Annotated in this window: 18 protein-coding genes and 1 tRNA gene; 12 read left to right on the top strand and 7 right to left on the bottom strand. The window is 68.5% G+C overall.

Translation table 11 applies throughout. The annotated features are described in order from the left end of the window. On the bottom strand, positions 1-980 hold a 980-nt coding region (locus tag ADL01_RS05885), incomplete at its 3' end, for a lytic transglycosylase domain-containing protein (RefSeq protein WP_159049461.1). Positions 981-1,384: 404 nt separating this feature from the next. Between ADL01_RS05885 and ADL01_RS05880 the strand changes: the two genes are divergently transcribed. Continuing rightward, positions 1,385-2,308, top strand: coding sequence for a DUF4184 family protein (locus tag ADL01_RS05880; RefSeq protein ID WP_053740817.1), 924 nt, complete (start codon positions 1,385-1,387; stop codon positions 2,306-2,308). Here the strand turns inward: ADL01_RS05880 and ADL01_RS44505 are convergent. Together ADL01_RS44505 and polA are read right to left on the bottom strand one after the other, a co-directional pair. Beyond that, positions 2,266-2,592: a hypothetical protein gene (locus ADL01_RS44505; protein ID WP_159049460.1), complete on the bottom strand. Its 327-nt coding sequence runs from the start codon at positions 2,590-2,592 to the stop codon at positions 2,266-2,268. The two genes, ADL01_RS05880 and ADL01_RS44505, sit on opposite strands and share 43 nt — an antisense overlap. Positions 2,593-2,788: 196 nt before the next feature. Beyond that, positions 2,789-5,515, bottom strand: a complete 2,727-nt coding sequence (polA, locus tag ADL01_RS05875) for a DNA polymerase I (RefSeq protein ID WP_053740816.1) — start codon at positions 5,513-5,515, stop codon at positions 2,789-2,791. A 186-nt stretch (positions 5,516-5,701) separates the two neighbouring features. On the opposite strand from polA, the gene ADL01_RS05870 reads away from it, so the two are divergent. The 8 genes from ADL01_RS05870 to ADL01_RS05835 all read left to right on the top strand — a co-directional run bounded on the left by ADL01_RS05870 (position 5,702) and on the right by ADL01_RS05835 (position 15,243). Further along, complete coding sequence (locus ADL01_RS05870) at positions 5,702-7,996, top strand: FdhF/YdeP family oxidoreductase (protein ID WP_053740815.1); 2,295 nt, start codon at positions 5,702-5,704, stop codon at positions 7,994-7,996. 70 nt (positions 7,997-8,066) lie between these two features. Next, a complete protein-coding gene (locus ADL01_RS05865; protein ID WP_053740814.1) occupies positions 8,067-8,531 on the top strand; it encodes a PaaI family thioesterase in 465 nt (154 codons plus the stop codon). A 160-nt stretch (positions 8,532-8,691) separates the two neighbouring features. Then, the gene (locus tag ADL01_RS05860) at positions 8,692-9,411 is read left to right on the top strand and encodes a hypothetical protein (protein WP_053740813.1); all 720 of its coding nucleotides are present in this window, start codon (positions 8,692-8,694) and stop codon (positions 9,409-9,411) included. 232 nt (positions 9,412-9,643) lie between these two features. Beyond that, entirely contained in the window at positions 9,644-10,831 is a 1,188-nt protein-coding gene (locus ADL01_RS05855; protein WP_053740819.1) for a branched-chain amino acid ABC transporter substrate-binding protein, read from the top strand. 110 nt (positions 10,832-10,941) lie between these two features. Next, the gene (locus ADL01_RS05850) at positions 10,942-11,874 is read left to right on the top strand and encodes a branched-chain amino acid ABC transporter permease (RefSeq protein WP_053740812.1); all 933 of its coding nucleotides are present in this window, start codon (positions 10,942-10,944) and stop codon (positions 11,872-11,874) included. 5 nt (positions 11,875-11,879) lie between these two features. Next, entirely contained in the window at positions 11,880-13,652 is a 1,773-nt protein-coding gene (locus tag ADL01_RS05845; protein ID WP_053740818.1) for a branched-chain amino acid ABC transporter permease, read from the top strand. A 5-nt stretch (positions 13,653-13,657) separates the two neighbouring features. Next, entirely contained in the window at positions 13,658-14,530 is an 873-nt protein-coding gene (locus ADL01_RS05840) for an ABC transporter ATP-binding protein (RefSeq protein WP_053740811.1), read from the top strand. Continuing rightward, positions 14,527-15,243 (top strand): ABC transporter ATP-binding protein, encoded by a 717-nt coding sequence (locus ADL01_RS05835; RefSeq protein ID WP_053740810.1) that lies wholly within the window; start codon positions 14,527-14,529, stop codon positions 15,241-15,243. The genes ADL01_RS05840 and ADL01_RS05835 overlap by 4 nt, the downstream gene beginning before the upstream one ends. A 95-nt stretch (positions 15,244-15,338) precedes the next feature. On the opposite strand, the gene ADL01_RS05830 is transcribed toward ADL01_RS05835, so the two are convergent. After that, positions 15,339-15,995 carry an ANTAR domain-containing response regulator gene (locus tag ADL01_RS05830; RefSeq protein WP_053740809.1) on the bottom strand — a complete coding sequence of 219 codons (657 nt, stop codon included), beginning with the start codon at positions 15,993-15,995 and terminating at the stop codon, positions 15,339-15,341. Between the two features lie 94 nt (positions 15,996-16,089). Here ADL01_RS05830 and ADL01_RS05825 point away from each other — a divergent pair. Both ADL01_RS05825 and ADL01_RS05820 read left to right on the top strand, forming a co-directional pair. Then, positions 16,090-16,172, top strand: a tRNA-Leu gene (locus ADL01_RS05825). An 81-nt stretch (positions 16,173-16,253) separates the two neighbouring features. Beyond that, on the top strand, positions 16,254-17,033 hold the full coding sequence (locus ADL01_RS05820; RefSeq protein ID WP_053740808.1) for a hypothetical protein: 780 nt from the start codon (positions 16,254-16,256) through the stop codon (positions 17,031-17,033). Between the two features lie 26 nt (positions 17,034-17,059). On the opposite strand, the gene pyk is transcribed toward ADL01_RS05820, so the two are convergent. Continuing rightward, positions 17,060-18,496 (bottom strand): pyruvate kinase, encoded by a 1,437-nt coding sequence (gene pyk, locus ADL01_RS05815; protein WP_053740807.1) that lies wholly within the window; start codon positions 18,494-18,496, stop codon positions 17,060-17,062. 134 nt (positions 18,497-18,630) lie between these two features. After that, positions 18,631-19,356: an SIMPL domain-containing protein gene (locus ADL01_RS05810; RefSeq protein WP_053740806.1), complete on the bottom strand. Its 726-nt coding sequence runs from the start codon at positions 19,354-19,356 to the stop codon at positions 18,631-18,633. Between the two features lie 151 nt (positions 19,357-19,507). Between ADL01_RS05810 and ADL01_RS05805 the strand changes: the two genes are divergently transcribed. After that, entirely contained in the window at positions 19,508-21,313 is a 1,806-nt protein-coding gene (locus ADL01_RS05805; protein ID WP_053740805.1) for a bifunctional metallophosphatase/5'-nucleotidase, read from the top strand. A gap of 49 nt (positions 21,314-21,362) precedes the next feature. On the opposite strand, the gene ADL01_RS05800 is transcribed toward ADL01_RS05805, so the two are convergent. Further along, positions 21,363-22,753 (bottom strand): lysine N(6)-hydroxylase/L-ornithine N(5)-oxygenase family protein (locus ADL01_RS05800; RefSeq protein WP_053740804.1); only part of this gene is annotated, 1,391 nt, incomplete at its 5' end.

Raw genomic sequence — 22,753 nt, 5'->3', positions numbered from 1 at the left:
TTGCCCGTACCCGGCTTGCCCGTACCCGGCTTGCCCGTACCCGGCTTGCCCGTACCCGGCGTGGCCGGACGAGGGCCCGGTGTCGGCGCGCCCGGGGAGGGGCGTGTCCCGGGGTGGTGGCCACCGCGGCCGGAAGGCGGGCCCGAGGGCAGCGCGCCGGTGCCGTCCGGGACCTCGTGGGTGCCCTTGCGGTAGTACTCCAGCCACGACAGGACGAGGTTCAGATAGTCCGTGGAGTTGTTGTAGCTGAGGATCGCGCGGTTGAGATCGGCCCGCGTCGACAGGTCCCAGCCGTACCGGCACAGGTAGTGGCCGGCGGCGAGGGCCGCGTCGTAGACGTTGTTGGGGTCTTCCCTGCCGTCACCGTTGCCGTCGCGGCCCGCCCAAGCCCAGGTGGACGGGATGAACTGCATGGGGCCGACGGCGCTGTCGTAGCTGCTGTTGCCGTCGTACGCGCCGTTGTCGGTGTCCTTGATGAGCGCGAAGCCGTTGCCGTCGAGCTGCGGGCCGAGGATCGGGCTGGTCGTGGTGCCGTTGGCGTCGACCCGGCCGCCGCGGGCCTGCCCGGACTCGACCTTGCCGATGGCCGCGAGGAGTTGCCAGGGCAGGTTGCAGCCGGGTTTGGCCTTGCCCAGCGCCGCCTCGGCCTTCTTGTAGGCGTCGAGGACGGTCGCGGGTATGCCGGCCTCGGCCTCGCCGCGCGCGACGGGCGTGCCTATGACCGGCGACGGCGAGGGACTCGGGCTGGGGTTCGGGCTGTTCAGCGGCGGAAGGTCCGTGTAGTACGGCGAGTTGCCGGTCGCGCCGTCGTCGCCGGCCGCTACCTCGGACGCGGGCTGGGAGTCACTGGCGGCCTGTCTGCCGTGGTCGTCGACCGTCGTGCCGGGAGCCTGGGACGCGGACAGAGCTGCGACCGCGAGCGCGGCCGCAGCGGTGGTCGCCGCCCCGTTGCGGAGCCTCCTGCCGATGTACGCCGCCATACAGAGAACCCCTCCCGCAGGCGGCAAGCCGCCCTGTTCCGCCTGGTTTTCGTCCGGTCCGGGCCAGTCCTGCAAACCGGCCATTTCGCCCGATTCCCTGCCCCGTTCGCGCGTTCGGTCTATGTTGCGCTCACATGTCCAGCCATGCTCCCCAGCAGACCGACCCAGGCGACCCTACGACAACTTACGTTGCGCGGACACCCGTTCGTGCCCGATATTCACCGATTGGCCACCTGTGAATCTGTCGCGTTCCGCGGGCCCGGGTGACCCGCCTGCCGCTTTTCACGCATACCCTCCACGCCTTTCATGACCGCCCGCCGCAGCCTGCGACCGTCCCGCATACTGGACGCCGGTGATCACCCGGCCGGTTCACCCACCGTCAACATCTGTTCCAGGGAGTCCAGTTGCCGTTCACTCTCAGCCATGCGGCGGCCGTACTGCCCGCCGTGCGCGCCGACGGAACAGGACGCGGCCGACTGATTCCGGCGGTACTGGTCGCCGGTTCCTTTTCTCCCGACCTGACCTACTTCGCGGCGAGTGTCCTGCCCAGGGCAATGGAGTTCGGCGAGTTCACCCACTCTTTCCCGGGCGTCTTCACGTTCGACGTGGTCGTCGCCTGGGCGCTGGTGGCCCTGTGGCTGTTTCTGCGCGAGCCGCTGGTGGCCCTGCTGCCCCGCGCCCGGCAGAGCCGGACGGCGACCCTGCTGCGCTGTGGAACTTCACGCGCGCGCGTGACACCCTCCCTCGCCCTGCGGTGGTACGCCTCGGCCGCCCTCGGCGCCCTGTCCCATGTCGTCTGGGACGCGTTCACCCACCACGACCGGTGGGGAGTGCGGCTCCTTCCCGTCCTGGAGCGCACGCTGGCGGGCTCACCTCTCTACTGGTACTTGCAGTACGGCACGTCGGCACTGGCCGCGGTGGTCATCGCCTGCTTCGTGTACTACGCGCTACGGCGGACCGGCGCGGGCCTGCCGACAGGCGTGCCGTTGCTGTCGGTACGGGACCGGTGGCTGGCCTGCGCCGTGATCGGCGGCTGCGCGACGGTGGGCGCGGTGCAGCGGGTGCTGCACTGGTGGGCGGCCTGGGGGGCGACGGCCAGACCGTGGGAGGTGATCCCGACGTTGTGCTTCGGCGTGGGTGCCGGCCTGCTGTCGGGGCTGATCCTCTACGCGGCGGGCGTCAGGGCGTGGCGTCCCGGTGAGCGGGCCGAGGCCGCCGCCCCGGAAGCTGGCGGGCTCCGTGCCGAGAGCCGTGTGGGAGACGCTGCGGAGGGGACCGCGGAGGATCACGCGGGCGGGCGTACCGGCGGGCGTACGGGTTCTCGCTGACCGCCGTGCAGCGGCCGGCGCAGCCAGTCGCGCCCCCAGCCGGCCCAGCGGCGCCAGGCCAGGGTTCGGCCGGACAGTAGAAGGCCGGAGCGCGGGCCGAGGTGCGCACGGCGGATACGGGCGGGCGGCGTGAGGACGCGCCGTAGCACCTCAGCACGGCATCCGAGGGACGCGGGGACAGGGCCGCTGCCAGGAATGCGGACGGTACTCGCGTCCACCGCGAACGCCGGCTTCGAAGAGGGCCGCGCGGGGGCCGTCCAGCGGGTGAGCGTGCGTATACCCATGCCCGCATCCTGGCGGCCGGACCCTGGGGAGGCGTGTTCGCGAGGGCCACGCGGGTGACGGGCCCACCGGGGGCCGGGCGGGGCGCGGGGAACTGCGCGACCAGCCCCCCACCCGCCCGATGAGAGGGAAGGACGAGCCGCCCAACCGGCCCGAGGCAGCCGCCCCGCCCAGCCGAACCGCCCCTCCGGTGGAGCGCTAGTGCGCGGCCGACTCCCAGTCGAGCCCCGAGCCCACCGACACGTCCAGCGGGGCCCGCAGGGACACCGCGCCCGCCATCTCCCGGCGGACCAGTTCCTCCGTGGCCTCGCGCTCACCCGGGGCGATCTCCAGGACGATTTCGTCGTGGACCTGGAGCAGCATGCGGGACTTGAGCTTCGCCTCCTCCAGCGCCCGGCCCACATTCAGCATGGCGATCTTGACGATGTCCGCCGCCGTGCCCTGGATCGGGGCGTTCAGCGCCATGCGCTCGGCCGTCTCGCGACGCTGCCGGTTGTCGCTGTTCAGGTCGGGGAGGTAACGGCGGCGGCCGAAGAGGGTCTCCGTGTAACCCGTCGCCCGTGCCTCGTCGACGGCCCGGCGCAGATAGTCACGTACGCCGCCGAAGCGTTCGAAGTACGTGTCCATCAGGCCGCGTGCCTCGCCCGCGTCGATGTTCAGCTGCCCGGACAGGCCGAAGGCCGACAGTCCGTAGGCCAGGCCGTACGACATCGCCTTGATCTTGCGGCGCATCTCCGCGTCCACCGCCGTGCGGTCGACCGCGAACACCTGGGAGGCGACCGTGGTGTGCAGGTCCTCACCGGAGGTGAACGCCTCCAGCAGGCCCTCGTCCTCCGAGAGGTGGGCCATCACCCTCAGTTCGATCTGGCTGTAGTCCGCGGTCATCAGCGACTCGAAGCCCTCGCCGACCACGAACCCCCGGCGGATGGCCCGCCCCTCGTCCGTACGGACCGGAATGTTCTGGAGGTTGGGGTCCGTGGACGACAGCCGGCCCGTCGCCGCCACCGTCTGGTTGAACGTCGTGTGGATACGGCCGTCCGCCGCGATCGTCTTGATCAGGCCCTCGACGGTGACGCGCAGCTTCGCCTGCTCGCGGTGGCGGAGCATGATGACCGGCAGTTCGTTGTCCGTCTGGGCCGCCAGCCACGCCAGAGCGTCCGCGTCCGTCGTGTAGCCCGTCTTGGTCTTCTTCGTCTTCGGCAGGCCCAGTTCCCCGAAGAGGACCTCCTGAAGCTGCTTGGGCGAGCCGAGGTTGAACTCGTGACCGGCCGCCGCGTGCGCCTCCTTCACCGCCTGCTGCACCGCGCCCGCGAACATCTGCTCCATGGCTTCCAGATGGGCCCGGTCCGCCGCGATGCCGTGCCGCTCCATGCGGGCCAGCAGCGCCGACGTCGGCAGCTCCATGTCCCGCAGCAGCTCCCCCGCACCGACCTGCTGGACGCGCTCGCCGAACGCCACCCCCAGGTCGACGATCGTGCGGGCCTGCACCATCAGGGAGTCGGCCTCCGCACCCTCGTCCGTACCGAAGGCCAGCTGTCCGTCCGCCGTCGCCGCGGGCGCCAGTTCACGGCCGAGGTACTCCAGGGACAGCGCGTCCAGGTCGAAGGATCGCCGGCCCGGCTTGACCAGGTACGCGGCCAGCGCCGTGTCCATGCTCACCCCGGCCACGGTCCAGCCGTGCTCCGCGAAGACCCGCATCGCACCCTTGGCACTGTGGAACACCTTGGGCCGGTCCGCGTCGGCCAGCCAGGCGGCGAACGCGGTGTCGTCGGCCTCGTCCAGCTCCGCCGGGTCGAACCAGGCCGCCGCTCCCCCGGGCGCGGCGAGCGCGACCTCGGCGACCGAGCCACTGCCCAGCGCCCAGGTGTCGACCGTCGCGACGCCGAGGACCGTCGTGCCGTGCTCGGTGAGCCAGGGGGCCAGCTCACCCGCGCCGAGCACCGTCCCGTCCACCGTGACGCCGCCCTCGGCCACTGGTCCGGCCTCGGCCACCTCGGCGCCCGGATCGACCGCCAACAGCCGCTCGCGCAGCGAGGGGTTGCGGATCTCCAGGGTGTCGAGGACCAGCGCCACCGCCGTACGGTCGTACGCCGCACGCTCCAGGTCCGTGACCGTCTTCGGGAGTTCGACGTCCCGGACCATCTCCGTGAGCCGGCGGTTGAGCTTGACGGCCTCCAGGTGGTCGCGCAGGTTCTGCCCGGCCTTGCCCTTGACCTCCTCGACCCGCTCGACCAGGTCCGCGAACGACCCGAACTGGTTGATCCACTTCGCCGCCGTCTTCTCACCGACCCCCGGGATGCCCGGCAGGTTGTCGGACGGGTCACCGCGCAGCGCCGCGAAGTCCGGGTACTGGGACGGCGTCAACCCGTACTTCTCGAAGACCTTCTCCGGAGTGAAGCGGGTCAGCTCCGAGACGCCCTTCGTCGGATACAGCACGGTCGTGTTCTCGGTGACCAGCTGGAAGGAGTCCCGGTCGCCGGTGACGATCAGCACCTCGAAGCCCTCGGACTCGGCCTGCGTGGCCAGCGTGGCGATGACGTCGTCGGCCTCGAAGCCGTCGACCGCGAACCGCTCCGCGTGCATCGCGTCGAGCAGCTCGCCGATCAGCTCGACCTGTCCCTTGAACTCGTCCGGCGTCTTCGACCTGTTCGCCTTGTACTCCGTGAACTCCTCGGAGCGCCAGGTCTTGCGGGACACGTCGAACGCCACCGCGAAGTGCGTGGGCGCCTCGTCGCGCAGCGTGTTGGCGAGCATCGACGCGAAGCCGTAGATCGCGTTCGTCGGCTGACCCGTCGCGGTCGTGAAATTCTCCGCGGGCAGCGCGAAGAACGCGCGGTACGCCAGCGAATGCCCGTCCATGAGCATCAGCCGGGGGCGGCCCGTGCCGGAGGTCTTCTCGGTCTTCTTCGATGCTGTTTCTGCCACGACCCCGATCCTGCCACGTGCCACTGACAACGCGGGCCGCCCGGCCCCGCCCGAGCCGTCCAGGACCCCCTACACCACTGTCACCGCCCCGTGCGAGGATCAATCGGGTGGCACACACGCAGGCGAGCCGTGCGCGAGCCCACCACGTGCAAGCGGAGAGACACGTGCAAGTGAAGGGGTTCAGCAATGGCCAGCAAGCCGCCGAAGAGTGATCCGGTCCAGGACGCGCCGCAGGTCACCGACCCCAAGCACGCCGCGGCCGGGCTGCCGGCCATCGGCCACACCCTGCGCATCGCCCAGCAGCAGATGGGCGTCCGGCGCACCGCGCTCACCCTCCTGCGCGTCAACCAGAAGGACGGCTTCGACTGCCCGGGCTGCGCCTGGCCCGAGCCCGAGCACCGGCACGCGGCCGAGTTCTGCGAGAACGGCGCGAAGGCGGTCGCCGAGGAAGCCACCCTGCGCCGTGTCACCCCGGAGTTCTTCGCCGCCCACACCGTGACCGACCTGGCCGGCCGCAGCGGCTACTGGCTGGGCCAGCAGGGCCGGCTCACCCACCCCATGTACCTGCCCGAGGGCGCCGACCGCTACGAACCGGTCTCCTGGGACCGCGCCTTCGACATCGTCGCGGAGGAGATCAAGGCCCTCGGCTCGCCGGACGAGGCCCTCTTCTACACCTCGGGCCGCACCAGCAACGAGGCGGCCTTCCTCTATCAGCTGTTCGCCCGTGAACTGGGCACGAACAACCTCCCCGACTGCTCCAACATGTGCCACGAGTCGTCGGGTTCCGCGCTCTCCGAGACCATCGGCATCGGCAAGGGCAGCGTCCTCCTGGAGGACCTCTACAAGGCCGACCTCATCATCGTCGCCGGCCAGAACCCGGGCACCAACCACCCCCGGATGCTCTCCGCCCTGGAGAAGGCGAAGGCGAACGGCGCGCGGATCATCAGCGTCAACCCGTTGCCCGAGGCCGGTCTCGAGCGCTTCAAGAACCCGCAGAACCCCCAGGGCATGCTCAAGGGCGCGGCCCTCACCGACCTGTTCCTGCAGATCCGTATCGGCGGCGACCAGGCCCTCTTCCGCCTCCTCAACAAGCTCGTCCTGGACACGGAGGGCGCGGTCGACGAGTCCTTCGTCCGCGAACACACCCACGGCTACGAGGAGTTCGTCGAGGCGGCCCGCGCCGCCGACTGGGACGAGACGCTCACCGCGACGGGCCTCACGCGCGCGGAGATCGAAGAAGCCCTCGCCATGGTGCTGGCCTCCGAGCGCACCATCGTGTGCTGGGCGATGGGCCTGACCCAGCACAAGCACTCCGTGCCCACCATCCGCGAAGTGGTCAACTTCCTTCTCCTGCGCGGCAACATCGGCCGCCCCGGCGCCGGCGTGTGCCCGGTGCGCGGCCACTCGAACGTGCAGGGCGACCGCACCATGGGCATCTTCGAACGCCCCGCGCCCGCCTTCCTGGACGCCCTGGAGAAGGAGTTCGGCTTCGCCCCGCCGCGCGAACACGGCTACGACGTCGTACAGGCCATCCGCGCCCTGCGCGACGGCGAGGCGAAGGTCTTCTTCGCCATGGGCGGCAACTTCGTCTCCGCCTCCCCCGACACGGAGGTCACCGAGGCGGCCATGCGCCGCGCCCGCCTCACCGTGCACGTGTCGACGAAGCTGAACCGCTCGCACGTCGTCACGGGCGCGCGTGCGCTGATCCTGCCGACGCTCGGCCGCACCGAGCGGGACATCCAGGCCGGCGCGAACGGGAAAGGCGCGGAGCAGTTCGTGACGGTCGAGGACTCCATGGGCATGGTGCACGCCTCCCGGGGCCGCCTGGAGCCGGCGAGCACACATCTCCTGTCCGAACCGGCCATCGTCTGCCGTCTGGCCCGGCGCGTCCTGGGCGAGGAGTCCCACACGCCCTGGGAGGAGTTCGAGAAGGACTACGCCACGATCCGCGACCGCATCGCGCGCGTGATCCCGGGCTTCGAGGACTTCAACGCACGCGTGGCCGACCCGGCCGGCTTCACGCTCCCCCACGCCCCCCGCGACGAGCGCCGCTTCCCGACGGCGACCGGCAAGGCCAACTTCACCGCGGCGCCCGTCGAGTTCCCGAGGCTCCCCGAGGGCCGCCTGCTGCTGCAGACCCTGCGCTCGCACGACCAGTACAACACCACGATCTACGGCCTGGACGACCGCTACCGGGGCATCAAGAACGGCCGCCGAGTCGTCCTGGTGAACCCCGAGGACGCGCGGGCCCTCCGGATCGCCGACGAGTCGTACGTCGACCTGGTGAGCGAGTGGACGGACGGCGTCGAGCGCCGCGCCCCCGGGTTCCGGGTCGTGTTCTACCCGACGGCCCGGGGATGCGCGGCGGCCTACTACCCGGAGACCAACGTCCTGGTCCCGCTGGATGCCACCGCCGACACCAGCAACACCCCGGCCAGCAAATCCGTGGTCGTGCGTCTGGAACAATCGGCAACCGACTGAGCGTTTGCTCAGTGGATGGACGCAGGTGTGCGGACGCCGTACCGATCACGAAGAACGGAGCCGGGGCCCCATGGGTGAGCAGCAGCACGTGAAGTTCCCGCAAGAGGTCATCGACGAGTACACGGCACTGGGTATCGACGTGGTCGCCATGTTCTCCGCGGGACACCTCGGCAACCGGATGGGCGTCCAGATCACGGAGGCGTCGGCCGACCGCGTCGTCGGCACGATGCCCGTCGAGGGCAACACCCAGCCGTACGGACTGCTGCACGGGGGCGCGTCCGCGGTACTGGCCGAGACCCTGGGCTCGGTCGGGGCCATGCTGCACGGAGGCAGCTCGAAGATCGCCGTGGGCGTGGACCTGAACTGCACCCACCACCGCGGGGCCCGCTCCGGACTGGTCACCGGCGTGGCCACACCGGTGCACCGGGGGCGGTCGACGGCGACGTACGAGGTCGTCATCACGGACGAGGCCGGCAAGCGCGTGTGCACGGCGCGTCTGACCTGCCTGCTGCGGGACGCCCCTGCGGCGGGCTGAGGGTGTCCCCCCCGCCCGCGCCCCCCTTTCCCGCCACACCCCTGGGGCGGCACCCCCGAAACCCCCTACGGGCCCTCACCGGGCCCCGTCCTCGAACTCCCCCAGAGGGAGGGCCCCCAGACGGGCCGGAGGTCCACCGTTCCCCCATGAGGCTGCGACCATGACCGGCATCGGCCCCATAGAGCCCGTCAACTCGGCGGACACGCAGGAGACTTACGAAGTCATCGGCGCCGACACACCACGCTTCAGGGACCGTTGGCAGGCCCAGTCGCCGCGCGTCCGCAGAGCCGTTGTCGGCGCCACCGCGCTCGGCGCCACGGCAGCCGCGGTGATCGCCTTCCTGCCCCCGGAGCCGTCCGCCCCCACCCGCACCCTCGTCCGCATGCCCTGGCCCGCGAACGTCACCACGTTCCGGTACACCGGACTCGCCGCGACCTTCGACTCCGCGCCCGCGAGCGGCCTGTTCCGGTTCGCGGTGACCGTACACAGCGGGCCACCCGTCACCCTGCGCGCCACCGGCGCCGGACCGGACGGTCTCACCGCCCGCATCTCCCCCGCGCAGACCCCCACCATCAACGCCGGGACCACCCTCCGGATCACCGTCCAGATATCCGTGACCGACTGCGCGAACATTCCCCTCGGCGCCGACCGTACATTTCTTGACGTAACGCTGCGTAACACACGCGCAATACAGCAGCACCGTTTCATCTTCGGCGGCGCTTACCCCGACGACCTCTCCGAGCTCGTCAACAGGGCCTGCCACCCAGTGCCCCCGCGGCCAAGCACAAGGCCACAGGCAGAGGCAACCGGACTCCCTCAATTCTCAGAATATGGACCACCGAGAATTCCGGCCAAAGTGGCTGAGATCAGCCTTCGTTAAGGATCACCAACCGGCAGGTCATAACAAGAAAGTCACAAGCAAGCCCACCCATATGCTCCCACCCCATGAGGGGCTTAGAGTCACGGCCAGTCACCGCGCCGCCGGGCGCGTCAACAGAACGACCTGCTCCACCCCAGTACGGCCCGGCGAGACACACGGCAGCCCAGCAGGGCCGCTGCGCCAGGGAGAGGATTTACACGTGCGTCAGCGCTCTTTCGTCGTACTCACCGCCATGCTCACCACCGGAGCACTCGCGCTGACCGCCTGCGGTTCGCGCGACAAAAGCGGCAGCGACAACGACGGCAAAAAGACCGAGATCATCATCGGCGTGGACGCCCCGCTGACCGGCCAGAACTCCGCCACGGGCCTCGGCATCCAGGGTGGCGTGCAGATCGCCGTCGACGACGCCAACAAGAACAACACCGTCCCCGGCGTGACCTTCAAGGTCCTGGCGCTGGACGACAAGGCGATCCCCGCGAGCGGCCAGCAGAACGCCACGCAGCTCGTCAGCAACGACAAGGTCCTCGGCGTCGTCGGCCCGCTGAACTCCGGTGTCGCCACCCAGATGCAGCAGGTCTTCGACACCGCCGGCCTGGTCGAGATCTCGCCCTCCAACACGGCGCCCGAGCTCACCCAGGGCAAGAACTGGCAGACGGCGAAGTCGCGTCCCTTCAAGACGTACTTCCGCACCGCCACCACCGACGCCCTCCAGGGCGGCTTCGCGGCCGAGTACGCGTACACCACGCTCAAGAAGCGCAACGTCTTCGTCGTCGACGACAAGCAGACCTACGGCGCCGGGCTGGCCAAGCTCTTCAAGGCCGGCTTCACCAAGTCCGGCGGCAAGGTCGCGGGCGAGGACCACGTCAACACCGGCGACACCGACTTCTCGGCGCTCGTCACCAAGATCAAGAACTCCAAGGCCGACATCGTCTACTACGGCGGCCAGTACGACGAGTCCGAGAAGCTCACCAAGCAGCTCAAGGACGGCGGCGCCAAGATCCCGCTGTTCGGCGGTGACGGCATGTTCACCCCGACCTACATCGAGTCCTCCGGCAAGACCTCCGAAGGTGACCTCGTCACCTCCGTCGGCGCGCCCGTCGACTCCCTGCCCTCCGCCGCCGACTTCATCAAGAAGTACAAGGCCTCCGGCCTCAAGGGCGACTACGGCACGTACGGCGGCTACTCCTACGACGCCGCGACCGCCATCATCAAGGCGATCGGCGCCGTCGTGAAGGACGGCAAGGTCCCGGACGGCGCCCGCGCCAAGATCGTCGCCGAGGTGCAGAAGACCCAGTTCGACGGCATCGCCGGCCCCGTCGCCTTCGACGAGTACGGCGACACCACCAACAAGCAGCTCACCGTCTACCAGGTCGTCGACGGCAAGTGGAAGGCCGTCAAGAGCGGCACGTTCAACGGCTGATCTCCACCGCCGCTAGCACCACCCCGGGCCGCGCGGCCACGACCACACGTCACCGCGCGGCCCGTTTCACGCCCTGCTCACTCCCCACCCACCCACATGGAGGCCATGCGGTGCACACTCTGCCGCAGCAGCTGGCCAACGGGCTGTTCCTCGGCTCGATGTACGGGCTGATCGCCATCGGTTACACGATGGTGTACGGCATCGTCCAGCTCATCAACTTCGCCCATGGCGAGATCTTCATGACCGGCGGCTTCGGCGCACTCACGGTCTATCTCTACGTCCTGCCCAACGGCACATCCATGTGGCTAGCCCTACCGGCGATGCTCATCGGCGGCGGGCTCGTCTCCGTCCTCATCGCCGTCGGAGCCGAACGCTTCGCCTACCGACCGCTACGCGGAGCGCCACGCCTCGCACCCCTCATCACCGCCATCGGCCTCTCCCTCGCGCTCCAGCAGGCCGTCTTCAACTGGTACCCCGACGCGAAGACCGACCGGAACTTCCCCCAGCTGGACTTCGGCCCCCTGCACATCGGCTCCGTCAGCATCAACAGCGGCTCCGTATTCGTCATCGTCGCCGCCCCCCTGTGCATGGCGGCCCTCGCGCTCTTCGTCAACCTCTCCCGCACCGGCCGCGCCATGCAGGCCACCGCGCAGGACCCCGACACCGCGCAGCTCATGGGCATCGACACCAACCGCATCATCGTGATCGCCTTCGCCATCGGCGGGTTCTTCGCCGCGGTCGCCGCGGTCGCCTACGGCCTGCGCTACGGCTCGGTCAAGTACGACATGGGCTTCCAGATGGGACTCAAGGCCTTCACCGCCGCCGTCCTCGGCGGCATCGGCAACATCTACGGCGCCATGATCGGCGGCCTCGTGCTCGGCCTCGCCGAAACCATGGCCACCTCGTACATCGACGGCATCCCCGGCATGCAGCAGCTCGGCGGCGGCGGCTGGGCCTCCGTGTGGGCCTTCGTCCTCCTCATCCTCGTACTGCTGTTCAGGCCACAAGGCCTGGTCGGCGAACGCGTCGCGGACAGGGCGTGATCACCATGGCAACCACCGAGACGACCACGGCCGCCCCGCGCGGCCTCATCGCACTCCCCCAGAACGCCGCTCGCGTCCTCGTCGCCACAGGCGCCGTCGGCACCATCGCCAGCACGTTCATGTCCTGGACCTACACGTCCGAATTCCCCGGGGACCTCACCTACTACGGCTCCCCGGCCGGACTCCAGATCCTCGCCCTCGTAGCCGGCGTACTCACGCTCCTGTACGCGCTCACCTGCTGGAACGTACGCGGCCTCACCTGGCTCAACCCGGCAGGCGCCGTCGCGCCCGTCGTCCTCGCCGCAGCCTCCGCCTTCGCCGTGAGCTGGTTCACCGCCATCGCGATCGCCGTCGACCTCAAGGGCCTCGTCGCCCTCGACCCCGGCGCCTACATCGCCGCGATCGGCTCACTGGTGTCCCTCGTCGGAGCCCTCGCGCTCCCCCAGCCCGGCGACACCGCCAAGAGCTACATCACCAAGCCCGAGAACATCCCCGCGGCGAGCGCACTGCCCGACTGGGTCGAACGCCTCGTGATCTCCGCCGCCACCGCCCTCGCCCTGGTCGTCTTCGCCTACGGCATCGGCGTCGACCCGGACGCCAGCGAAACGTTCCTGGGCTACCTGCTGCTGGTCATCTTCGGCGCCTGGGCACTCCTCACGGCCGGCCTCTTCGACCGCATCTCGGCACTCAACGCCCGCCACAAGGGATTCGCCACCTCCATGGCGTTCCTCGCCGCGGCGCTCTTCCCCTTCGTCGAGAACGACGAGCACAACGCCAACCTCGGCGTGAACATCCTCGTCGTCGCCACCGTCGCCCTCGGCCTCAACATCGTCGTCGGCCTCACCGGACTCCTCGACCTCGGATACGTCGCCTTCCTCGGCGTCGGCGCCTACGCCGCGGCCCTGGTCTCCGGCTCCGAGTTCTCCCGGTTCTCCGGCGTCCAGTTCCCCTTCTGGGCCGCCATGCTCACCGGCATGCTCGCCTCGCTCGTCTTCGGCGTCCTCATCGGCGCCCCCACCCTGCGACTGCGCGGCGACTACCTCGCCATCGTCACCCTGGGATTCGGAGAGATCTTCCGCATCACCGTCAACAACCTCGACGGCACCTCCGGCCCCAACATCACCAACGGCCCCAACGGCATCTCGATGATCCCCGACCTGCAGATCTTCGGCTTCAACTTCGGAACACCCCACGACATCGGCCCGATCACCCTCGGCCGATTCGCGAACTACTTCCTGCTGATGCTGATCATCACCGCCATCGTCGTGGTCGTCTTCAACAGGGCAGCCGACTCCCGCATCGGCCGCTCCTGGATCGCCATCCGCGAGGACGAGACCGCCGCCACCGCCATGGGCATCAACGGCTTCCGCGTCAAGCTCATCGCCTTCGCACTCGGCGCCTCCCTCGCCGGCCTCGCCGGCACGGTCAGCGCCCACGTCGGCTACAGCGTCAACCCCGCCCCCTACCAGTTCGCCGGCTCCGTCCCGCCGAACTCCGCCTTCCTGCTCGCCGCGGTCGTCCTCGGCGGCATGGGCACCGTAGGCGGCCCCATCCTCGGCGCCACACTCCTCTACCTCCTCCCCGAGAAGCTCGGCTTCCTCAAGGAGTACCAGCTCTTCGCCTTCGGCATCGCCCTCGTGATCCTCATGCGCTTCCGGCCCGAAGGCATCATCGCCAACCGACGCCGCCAGCTCGAATTCCACGAGACAGACCAACTCGACATCCCCGAATCCCGCCTCCCCGACACCACCGTCGGCGTCACCAAGGCAGGGGCGTGACCCCCATGACCACCACCACGGCCACCAGCCCCGTCCTCGAAGCCACCGGCGTCACCATGCGCTTCGGCGGCCTCACCGCCGTACGCAGCGTCGACCTCACCGTCAACGCCGGCGAGATCGTCGGCCTCATCGGCCCCAACGGCGCAGGCAAGACCACCTTCTTCAACTGCCTGACCGGCCTCTACGTCCCCACCGAGGGCAAGGTCTCCTACAAGGGCACCGTCCTCCCGCCCAAGCCCCACCTGGTGACCAGCGCCGGCATCGCCCGCACCTTCCAGAACATCCGGCTCTTCGCCAACATGACCGTCCTGGAAAACGTCCTCGTCGGCCGCCACACCCGCACCAAGGAAGGCCTCTGGTCGGCCCTCCTGCGCGGCCCCGGCTTCCGCAAGGCCGAAGCCGCCTCCCGCGAACGCGCCATGGAACTCCTCGAGTTCATCGGCCTCGCCCACAAGGCGGACCACCTCTCCCGCAACCTCCCCTACGGCGAACAGCGCAAGCTCGAAATCGCCCGGGCCATGGCCAGCGAACCCGGCCTCCTCCTCCTGGACGAGCCCACCGCCGGCATGAACCCCCAGGAGACCCGCGCCACCGAAGAGCTCGTCTTCGCCATCCGCGACCGAGGCATCGCCGTCCTCGTCATCGAGCACGACATGCGCTTCATCTTCAACCTGAGCGACCGCGTCGCCTGTCTCGTCCAAGGCGAAAAACTCGTCGAAGGCACCTCCGACATCGTCCAGAACGACGACCGCGTCATCGCCGCCTACCTCGGCACCCCCTTCGAAGGCGCCCCCGGCGCCGAGGAGGCCGCCGAAGTCGAAGCCGCCGAGGGCTCCGGAGCGAAAAGCGACACCAGCACGGAAGGACCCGCCCAGTGACCGCACTGCTAGAGGTCGAAGACCTCAAGGTCGCCTACGGCAAGATCGAAGCCGTCAAGGGCATCTCCTTCACCGTCGAAGCCGGCCAGATCGTCACCCTCATCGGCACCAACGGCGCCGGCAAGACCACCACCCTGCGCACCCTCTCCGGGCTCCTCAAGCCCAGCGGCGGCCGCGTCATCTTCGACGGCAAGCCACTCACCGGCACCCCCGCCCACAAGATCGTCGCCCTCGGCCTCGCGCACTCCCCCGAGGGACGCCACATCTTCCCCCGGCTGACGATCACCGAAAACCTCCAGCTCGGAGCGTTCCTGCGCACCGACAAGGCAGGCATCGAGAAGGACATCCAGCGCGCCTACGACCTCTTCCCCATCCTGGGTGAACGCCGAAAGCAGGCAGCGGGCACCCTCTCCGGCGGCGAACAGCAGATGCTCGCCATGGGCCGCGCCCTGATGTCCCAGCCCAAACTGCTCATGCTCGACGAGCCCTCCATGGGCCTCTCCCCGATCATGATGCAGAAGATCATGGCCACGATCGTCGAACTCAAGGCCTCCGGTATGACCATCCTCCTCGTCGAGCAGAACGCCCAGGCGGCGCTCTCCCTCGCCGACCAGGGACACGTCATGGAAGTCGGCAACATCGTGCTCTCCGGCACCGGCGAGCAACTGCTGCACGACGACTCAGTCCGAAAGGCGTACCTGGGCGAGGACTGAGTCCCTCGACGGTACGTCCGAGACGTACGAGGAGGCCCGCACCCCCAACCCGGGGTGCGGGCCTCCTCGTACATCCACATCCGTCTGTGGCCGCGTCAGCCCTTGGCCGCCTTCTTCTCCTCGGCGTCCGCGATGACCGCCTCGGCGACCTGCTGCATCGACATACGCCGGTCCATCGACGTCTTCTGGATCCACCGGAACGCGGCCGGCTCGGACAGGCCGTACTCCGTCTGCAGGACCGACTTGGCGCGGTCGACGAGCTTGCGGGTCTCCAGACGCTGAGTGAGGTCCGCGATCTCCTTCTCCAGCGTCCGCAGCTCGTTGAACCGCGACACCGCCATCTCGATCGCCGGTACGACGTCACTCTTGCTGAACGGCTTCACGAGATACGCCATGGCCCCGGCGTCCCGGGCCCGCTCGACGAGGTCGCGCTGCGAGAAGGCGGTCAGCATCAGGACCGGCGCGATGGACTCCTCGGCGATCTTCTCGGCCGCCGAGATGCCGTCGAGCTTGGGCATCTTCACATCGAGGATGACGAGATCGGGCCGGTGCAGGCGCGCGAGCTCCACGGCCTCCTCACCGTCACCGGCCTCACCGACGACGGAGTAACCCTCTTCTTCGAGCATCTCCTTGAGATCGAGCCGGATGAGCGCCTCGTCCTCGGCGATGACGACACGGGTCGTCAGCGGAGGCACGTGCGACTTGTCGTCGTCGGGCGCGTCTGCGGGCTGGGGCGACTCGGGGGCGGTCACGGGGGCTCCTTGATCAAGGCGGGGTGCTGCTGACAGCAGGGTACCTAGCTGCACCTTCCAGCGGTGACCCGGTACACTCCTCTGGAGTCGGCCAGCCGGGTTGGCGGAATGGCATACGCTGATGTCTCAAACACATCTGTCCGAAAGGGCATGCGGGTTCGAATCCCGCACCCGGCACCTTTAAGCGGAGGTTCACGTTCTCGTGAACCTCCGCTTTTTGCTGCGTGTCGCCACAATCAGGCGCTCAGTCTGGGCCACATGGAACAGCACAGTCCTTCGATCCGCGCCCAAGCAGTCGCACTCGTGCGCCAGGGAATTCCCAACCGCACAGTCGTGGAGCGCCTCAACATTCCGCGAGGAACCGTCGGCTGGTGGCGCAGTGAGGACCGCAGGGCGCGCGGCGAGAAGTACGAGCAGCCCACGGACTGTCCGCGATGCACGGGGCGCGAGATCGATAAGGTCGCCTACGCGTACCTGCTCGGCCTTTACCTCGGCGACGGCCACATCATTTCGAAGCGCAAGCAGCACCACCTGTCTATCTTCTGCAACGCCACGCAGACCGGTCTGATCGCGGCCGCTGAGGAGGCCATGCGCAGAGTGATGCCGCTTCCAAACGTCGGGCAGCGCTACCGGACAGGCTGCGTCGAGGTGAAGTCATACACCAAGCACTGGACCTGCCTCTTTCCTCAGCATGGCCCTGGAAAGAAGCACGAGCGCCGCATCGTCCTCGAGCCTTGGCAGCAGGTCATCGTCGACACACACTCCTGGGATTTCATCCGCGGCCTTGTCCATTCCGATGGTTGCCGTATCACCAACTGGACGACCCGCATGGTCGGAGGTACGCGCAAGCGCTACGAGTACCCCCGGTACTTCTTCACCAACGTGTCCGACGACATCCGGCAGCTCTACACCGACACCCTCGATAAATTGGGCATCGAGTGGACGCACTGCACCCGAAACGGCAACCCCTACAACATCTCCGTCGCCCGCAAAGCCTCCGTAGCCCTGATGGACGCCCACGTGGGCCCCAAGCACTGAAACACCAAGGGCCCTTCAGTGGACCTCTACTTGGGACCGTCGTCCTCGCCGATGTGGTGGACGCGTACCAGGTTGGTGGAGCCGGAGACGCCGGGTGGGGAACCGGCCGTGATCACCACCACGTCGCCCTTCTGGCAGCGTCCGTACTTCAGCAGCAGCTCGTCCACCTGGTCCACCATCGCGTCCGTCGAGTCGACATGCGGGCCCAGGAACGTCTCCACGCCCCACGTCAGCGTCAGCTGGGACCGGGTCGCCGGGTCCGGGGTGAAGGCCAGGAGGGGGATCGGGGACCTGTACCGGGACAGTCGCTTGACCGTGTCGCCGGACTGGGTGAACGCCACGAGGAACTTCGCGCCGAGGAAGTCGCCCATTTCCGCCGCCGCACGGGCCACCGCGCCGCCCTGGGTACGGGGCTTGTTGCGTTCCGTCAGGGGAGGCAGGCCCTTGGCCAGGATGTCCTCCTCGGCCGCTTCCACGATCTTCGCCATCGTGCGGACCGTCTCAATGGCGTACTTGCCCACGCTCGTCTCGCCGGACAGCATCACCGCGTCCGTGCCGTCGATGACCGCGTTCGCGACGTCCGAGGCCTCCGCCCTGGTCGGGCGGGAGTTCTCGATCATCGAGTCGAGCATCTGCGTGGCGACGATGACCGGCTTGGCGTTGCGCTTCGCCAGTTTGATCGCGCGCTTCTGGACGATCGGGACCTGCTCGAGGGGCATTTCGACGCCGAGGTCGCCGCGGGCGACCATGATGCCGTCGAAGGCGGCGACGATGTCGTCGATCGCGTCGACGGCCTGGGGCTTCTCGACCTTGGCGATGACGGGGAGGCGGCGGTGTTCCTCGTCCATGATGCGGTGGACGTCGTCGATGTCGCGTCCGCTGCGGACGAAGGAGAGGGCGATGACGTCGAAGCCCGTGCGCAGCGCCCAGCGCAGGTCCGCTTCGTCCTTGTCGGAGAGGGCGGGGACCGAGACCGCCACGCCGGGGAGGTTGAGGCCCTTGTGGTCGGAGATGACTCCGCCTTCGACGACCTCGGTGTGGACGCGGGGTCCGTCGACGGCGGTGACTTCGAGGCAGACCTTGCCGTCGTCGACGAGGATGCGTTCGCCGGGGGTGACGTCGGTGGCGAGGCCCGCGTAGGTGGTGGAGCAGGTGTGCTGGGTGCCTTCGACGTGTTCTTCGACGGTGAGGGTGAAGGTGTCCCCGCGTTCGAGGAGTACGGGGCCTTCGGTGAAGCGGCCGAGGCGGATCTTCGGGCCTTGAAGGTCGGCGAGGAGGCCGATGCTGCGGCCGGTCTCGTCGGCGGCCTTGCGGACGTGCTGGTATCGCTCCTCGTGTTCGGCGTGGGTGCCGTGGCTGAGGTTGAAGCGGGCTACGTCCATTCCGGCGTCGACCAGTGCTTTGATCTGGTCGTACGAGTCGGTGGCGGGGCCCAGGGTACAGACGATCTTTGCTCGGCGCATACTTCGAGCGTAGGCCTTACCGGCGGGTAGGTAATTGGCGCCGCATGACTACTCAACAACCTTTGCGTGAAGGGTTGTTGACAACCGATTATGTGTGCGCGGCATTACTCCGATGAGCATTTGGGCGCGCCGATTCACAGCTTTGGCGGCACCATCGTGAAGCGGGCGTTCACCTGCGCGAAGACCTGTTGGCGCTGTGGTTCCAGATCGAGTGGTGCGGCCTCGTCCGCGACCTCGGCGCCGGCGAAGGCCGCCCGGCGGAGGGAGCGGGACTGGACGCCGTAGTCCATGGGCTGCGCGGCTTCCGCGCCCACGTCCGCCAGTTCCACGAGGGCCGCCAGTGTGGTGCCGAGGGCTTCCGCGTACTCGCGGGCTCGTTGTACCGCTTCCCGTACCGCTTGTCGGCGGGCGTCGCGGTGGGCCGGGGAGTCGGGGCGCAGCGCCCACCAGGGGCCGTCGATCCTGGTGAGGTCCAGGTCGGCGAGGCGGCTGGTGAGTTCACCGAGGGCGGTGAAGTCGGTCAGTTCGGCGGTGAGGTGGACGCGGCCGTGGTAGGCGCGGACGCGTTCTCCGCGGCCGTGCCTGGTGAGTTCCGGGGCGATGGAGAGGGCTCCCGTTTCCAGGCGTTCCACTGCTTCGCCGTATGACTTGACCAGGTTGAGGACGGTGGTGTTGCGCTGGGTCAGGTCGTCCAGTGCCGAGCGGCGGTCGGTGCCCCTCGCGCTGACCGTGATGCCGATGCGGGCGATTTCGGGGTCGACCTCGAGGTGGGCTTCGCCGCGGACGGCGATGCGGGGGGCGTCGGGGGTGCCGTAGGGGACGGCACTGGTGGCGGTGGGGTGCTCGGGGCTGGCGGTCATACGTCCCACTCTGTCACTGGTGGGGCCGGTGCGGACGGGTGTTGTGACGTCTGCCGGTCACCAGATCGAAACCTTCTGGGACTGTTGCGTTCGGTCATGCTCGGGTCAGAATCTACGCGCGTCGTTGACCATTCCCCAAGGAGCCCAAAACATGCCGTTGAACCGCCGGAAGTTCCTGAAGAAGTCCGCTGTGACCGGGGCGGGGGTGGCGCTGACCAGTGCGGTCGTGGCGCCGGCGGCGCAGGCCGCGGAGGTGAGGAAGCCCGGGAAGCCGGCGAAGCGGTACTCGCTGACCGTGATGGGCACGACCGACCTGCACGGGCACGTCTTCAACTGGGACTACTTCAAGAACGCGGAGTACTCCGACGCGAAGGGCAACGCGCAGGGACTGGCCCGTATCTCGACGCTGGTGGAGCAGGTCCGCCGGGAGAAGGGGCGTTGCAACACGCTGCTGCTCGACGCGGGCGACACGATTCAGGGCACCCCGCTGACGTACTACTACGCGAAGGTCGACCCGATCACCGCCAAGGGTGGTCCGGTGCATCCGATGGCGCAGGCGATGAACGCCATCGGTTACGACGCGGTGGCGCTGGGCAACCACGAGTTCAACTACGGCATCGAGACGCTGCGCAAGTTCGAGTCGCAGTGCCGTTTCCCGCTGCTGGGCGCCAACGCGCTGGACGCGAAGACGCTGAAGCCGGCGTTTCCTCCGTTCTTCATGAAGACGTTCCATGTGAAGGGTGCTCCGCCGGTCAAGGTGGCGGTGCTGGGGCTGACGAACCCGGGTATCGCGATCTGGGACAAGGCGTATGTGCAGGGGAAGCTGACGTTCCCGGGTCTGGAGGAGCAGGCGGCGAAGTGGGTGCCGAAGCTTCGTTCGATGGGCGCGGATGTGGTGGTGGTGTCGGCGCACTCGGGGTCGTCGGGGACTTCTTCGTACGGTGACCAGTTGCCGTACGTCGAGAACTCGGCGGCGCTCGTGGCGCAGCAGGTGCCGGGGATCGACGCGATTCTGGTCGGGCACGCGCACACGGAGATCCCCGAGTTGAAGGTGACGAACACGGCGACGGGGAAGACGGTGGTGCTGTCGGAGCCGCTGGCGTACGCGGAGCGGTTGTCGTTGTTCGATGTCGAGCTGGTTTTCGAGAAGGGCAAGTGGGCTGTCGAGTCGGTCTCGGCGACCGTGCGTGACTCGAAGACGGTCGCGGACGACCCGAAGATCACCAAGCTGCTGAAGGACGAGCACGCCGTTGTCGTGGCGTACGTCAATCAGGTGGTGGGTACGGCGACGGACACGTTGACGACGGTGGAGGCTCGTTACAAGGACGCCCCGATCATCGACCTGATCACGAGGGTCCAGGAGGACGTGGTGCGGGCGGCGCTGGCGGGGACGTCGTATGCGTCGCTACCGGTGATCGCGCAGGCGTCGCCGTTCTCGCGGACGTCGGAGATTCCGGCCGGCAAGGTGACGATCCGGGATCTGTCGAGTCTGTACGTGTACGACAACACGCTGGTCGCGAAGTTGATGACGGGCGCGCAGATGCGGGCGTACCTGGAGTACTCGGCGCAGTACTTCGTGCGGACGGCGGCGGGCGCGGCCATCGACGTGGAGAAGTTGACGAACGCGGAGAACCGGCCGGACTACAACTACGACTATGTGTCGGGGCTGACGTACGACATCGACATCGCGCAGGCGCCGGGTTCGCGGATCAAGAACCTGGCCTACAACGGTGCCGCGCTGGATGACGCCCAGCAGTTCGTGTTCGCGGTGAACAACTACCGTGCCAACGGTGGCGGGGCGTTCCCGCATGTGGCGTCGGCGCAGGAGGTGTGGTCGGAGTCGACGGAGATCCGGACGCGGATCTCCGAGTGGGTGACGGCGAAGGGTGTGCTGGATCCGAAGGACTTCGCGTCGGTCGACTGGAAGTTGACGCGCGACGGTACGCCGGTGTTCTAGTCGGCGGTTTCTGAGGTGGTTTCTGGGGTGGTTTCTGGCGGCGGGTGCCTCAGATTCCGTCCACGAGGGGGGTCAGCACGTGGTGCTGGCCCTTTTCTCGTTTATCTCGTTCCTGGCTCTGTCGGGGGGTGGGGACCCCGGACAGTGGTTGTTCGAGGCCGAAGGTGGTGAAGGCGGTTCTGGCCGGCTGGGGGTAGGGGGTGTTGTCGGTGAGGGAGTTGAGGATCGTGGCGCTGCGCCAGGCGACGAGTCCGAGGTCGGGGGTGCCGACGCCGTGGGTGTGGAGTTCGGCGTTCTGGACGTAGACGTGGCTGCCTGAGGCGGTGATGGCGGGGTCGAGGACGAGTCTGAACTGTTCGTCGATGCGGGGGCGTTCGGCGTTGTCGCGGCGGAGGTAGGGGTCGAGTCCGGCGAGGACGCGGTCGAGGGGGCGGTCGCGGTAGCCGGTGGCGAGGACGACGGCGTCGGTGGTGAGGCGGGAGCGGGTGCCCTGTTGGGTGTGTTCGAGGTGGAGTTCGACTTTGGTGGTGGCTACGCGGCCGGCGGTGCGGACGTGGACACCGGGGGTGAGGACGGCTTCGGGCCAGCCGCCGTGGAGGGTGCGGCGGTAGAGCTCGTCGTGGATGGCGGCGATGGTGTCGGCGCTGATGCCTTTGTGGAGTTGCCACTGGGCGGCGACGAGCCGGTCGCGTACGGGTTCGGCGAGGGCGTGGAAGTAGCGGGTGTGGTCGGGGGTGAAGTGTTCGAGGCCGAGTTTGGAGTACTCCATGGGAGCGAAGGCCTCGGTGCGTCCCAGCCAGTGGATTTTCTCGCGTCCGGTGGGGCGGTGGCGGAGGAGGTCGAGGAAGATCTCGGCGCCGGTCTGTCCTGAGCCGATGACGGTGACGTGTTCGGCGGTGAGGAGCCGGTCGCGGTGGGCGAGGTAGTCGGCGGCGTGCAGGACGGGCACGGTGGGGGCTTCGACGAGGGGTTTGAGAGGTTCGGGGATGTGGGGCTCGCTGCCGATGCCGAGGACGACGTTCTTGGTGTAGGTCCGGCCGAGTGCCTCGGCTTCGCCGTCGGTGTCGAGTTGGGTGTAGTCGACTTCGAACACGTCTCGTTCGGGGTTCCAGCGGACGGCGTCGACCTGGTGTCCGAAGTGGAGTCGGGGGAGGTTCTCGCTGACCCAGCGGCAGTAGGCGTCGTATTCGGCGCGTCGCATGTGGAAGCGCTCGGCGAAGTAGAACGGGAAGAGGCGCTCACGGCTCTTGAGATAGCTGAGGAAGGACCAGGGGCTGGCGGGGTCGGCGAGGGTGACCAGGTCGGCGAGGAAGGGGACTTGGACGGTGGAGCCGTCGATGAGGAGTCCGTGGTGCCAGTCGAAGCGGGGGCGTTGTTCGTAGAAGACGGTGTCGAGTCCGGGGAGGGGCTGGGCGAGCGCGGCGAGGGAGAGGTTGCAGG

The sequence above is a fragment of the Streptomyces sp. NRRL WC-3618 genome (assembly GCF_001280005.1).
GTDB lineage: Bacteria > Actinomycetota > Actinomycetes > Streptomycetales > Streptomycetaceae > Streptomyces.
Note: the sequence above shows the minus strand (reverse complement) of the source record. Positions and strands in the feature narration are given on the sequence as shown.

Excerpts from the sequence above, each read along its gene's own strand:
- ADL01_RS05840 (WP_053740811.1), top strand. The coding sequence starts at position 13,658 with ATGACCACCACCACGGCCACCAGCCCCGTCCTCGAAGCCACCGGCGTC.
- ADL01_RS05865 (WP_053740814.1), top strand. The coding sequence starts at position 8,067 with ATGGGTGAGCAGCAGCACGTGAAGTTCCCGCAAGAGGTCATCGACGAG.
- ADL01_RS44505 (WP_159049460.1), bottom strand. The coding sequence starts at position 2,592 with ATGGGTATACGCACGCTCACCCGCTGGACGGCCCCCGCGCGGCCCTCT.
- ADL01_RS05820 (WP_053740808.1), top strand. The coding sequence starts at position 16,254 with ATGGAACAGCACAGTCCTTCGATCCGCGCCCAAGCAGTCGCACTCGTG.
- ADL01_RS05855 (WP_053740819.1), top strand. The coding sequence starts at position 9,644 with ATGCTCACCACCGGAGCACTCGCGCTGACCGCCTGCGGTTCGCGCGAC.
- ADL01_RS05860 (WP_053740813.1), top strand. The coding sequence starts at position 8,692 with ATGACCGGCATCGGCCCCATAGAGCCCGTCAACTCGGCGGACACGCAG.
- ADL01_RS05870 (WP_053740815.1), top strand. The coding sequence starts at position 5,702 with ATGGCCAGCAAGCCGCCGAAGAGTGATCCGGTCCAGGACGCGCCGCAG.
- ADL01_RS05845 (WP_053740818.1), top strand. The coding sequence starts at position 11,880 with ATGGCAACCACCGAGACGACCACGGCCGCCCCGCGCGGCCTCATCGCA.
- pyk (WP_053740807.1), bottom strand. The coding sequence starts at position 18,496 with ATGCGCCGAGCAAAGATCGTCTGTACCCTGGGCCCCGCCACCGACTCG.
- ADL01_RS05805 (WP_053740805.1), top strand. The coding sequence starts at position 19,508 with ATGCCGTTGAACCGCCGGAAGTTCCTGAAGAAGTCCGCTGTGACCGGG.
- ADL01_RS05810 (WP_053740806.1), bottom strand. The coding sequence starts at position 19,356 with ATGACCGCCAGCCCCGAGCACCCCACCGCCACCAGTGCCGTCCCCTAC.